Origin of the sequence: Paenibacillus sp. 7541, assembly GCF_002276395.1 — a bacterium.
In the GTDB taxonomy this organism is placed as follows: Bacteria; Bacillota; Bacilli; order Paenibacillales; family Paenibacillaceae; genus Paenibacillus_AQ; species Paenibacillus_AQ campinasensis.
The window spans coordinates 1-1,477 of the sequence record NZ_NQLZ01000068.1; the positions used below are offsets into that span (position 1 = coordinate 1).

At 35.9% G+C, this 1,477-nt stretch carries 2 protein-coding genes and 1 pseudogene; all 3 read left to right on the plus strand.

All coding sequences use genetic code 11. The features are described 5' to 3' along the window. Positions 1-394: pseudogene (locus CHH75_RS25460) on the plus strand (GH-E family nuclease); the annotation flags it as partial. Positions 395-396: 2 nt separating this feature from the next. Next, a complete protein-coding gene (locus CHH75_RS24420; protein ID WP_413773649.1) occupies positions 397-828 on the plus strand; it encodes a tetratricopeptide repeat protein in 432 nt (143 codons plus the stop codon). A gap of 11 nt (positions 829-839) precedes the next feature. Then, complete coding sequence (locus CHH75_RS24425) at positions 840-1,259, plus strand: hypothetical protein (protein ID WP_095268203.1); 420 nt, start codon at positions 840-842, stop codon at positions 1,257-1,259. The last annotated feature ends 218 nt before the right edge of the window (positions 1,260-1,477 follow it).

Genomic DNA, 1,477 nt, shown 5'->3' on the forward strand with positions numbered 1-1,477 from the left:
CCCTGAGAATGCCTCAAAGAAACCAAAAGCTAAAAAAGCTAAGAAGTTAAGGGAACAATATTTAGGAAGAACACCAGGGAAAAAATCACGTACTGGACGTGAAGTGATAGAAAGAATGAAGAATGAAACTCCTCCCAGGATTAGGACAACACGTAGTGGTAAAACAGAGTTTATGGATAGTGAAGGAGAATGGCATGATCTTAGCGAGGCAGATATGGCTCATATAACCGATGCTGTCTCATGGTGGAACAAAGAAGGAAGACATTATGGTGCGAAGTCAAAGGAAGTAAGGGAATGGATGTTAAACTCCGATAATTATGTATTAGATCACTATAGGCTGAACCGCTCAGCAGGTGCAAAATTAGGTGAAAACTATTTGCCACCGACCAAATAAAAATGGAGGTGAAATTTTTGGAACTAGATGACAAAATTCATGCTCAAATTATAGAGTTATGTGAAGAGGGAGATTCACTAATTGAAGAAGAAGAATTTAATAAAGCGATAGAGAAGTATTCCACGGCCTTAGAATTAGTGCCATCTCCGAAGATTGACTGGGAGGCAAGTACTTGGATTTACACAGCATTAGGTGATGCTTATTTTATCAATGATGATTATGAAATGGCAAAGACTAATTTTTATAATGCCCTTAATTGTCCAGATGGCATTTCAAATCCATTGATTCTCTTGAGACTTGGAGAGAGTCTATTTGAGTGTGGGGAGTTGAATCAAGCAAAGGAGTACCTGTTAAAGGCTTACATGTTGGAAGGTTATAAGATATTTGACGAGGAAGATGATAAGTATTTTAAATCAATTAAAGATATTATTTGAGGAGGATAAATTTGGCTACTCTACAATCACCTATAAAAGAGAAGTTTGAATCCCTTATTAATAAGAGTAATGAACAATTCGAAATTGGTAAATATCATGAATCTATTATAACTCTCGAAGAAGCATGGGGGTTATTGCCTGAACCAAAAGGTATTTATAGTGAAGAAAGCTTTCATCTAGTGAAAGATATTATTGACACTTGTTTTGTTATAAAAGATTTCAAAAAGGCAAAAGTATGGTCGGAAAAAATTTATTTAACAGGATTTGCGCGGAAAGATACTGGTAAAAAGGAATTTATGTCAGGGAAAGTTGCTTTTGAATTGGGTGATTTAGAGTTGGCAAAAGAGTTTTTTAGCATTGCTAACAAAAAATCGGAAGGCCGATGTTTCGAGGATGAGGACATCAAGTATCTTAAATGTTTTAAAAGTTAAGTCTTAAGATGATAAGTAGGGTCTGTCAACAGTTTTGTGTATACTCACCGAAATATATAAGATGAACGCTACTATATTATGCAACAGGTCGATTATGGTCAGATACCACCATGACTGACCTGTATTTTTTATCTTCGTGATTTTCATTTTTTATATTAAGCGCAATTTTGTGAAAAGATTTCGAGGTGGAGCTGGAAGGCCTGATCAAGGCCCCGGTC

What these genes read in the sequence shown, in the direction of transcription:
- CHH75_RS24420 (WP_413773649.1), top strand. Translation starts at nt 397, where the DNA reads ATGGAGGTGAAATTTTTGGAACTAGATGACAAAATTCATGCTCAAATT.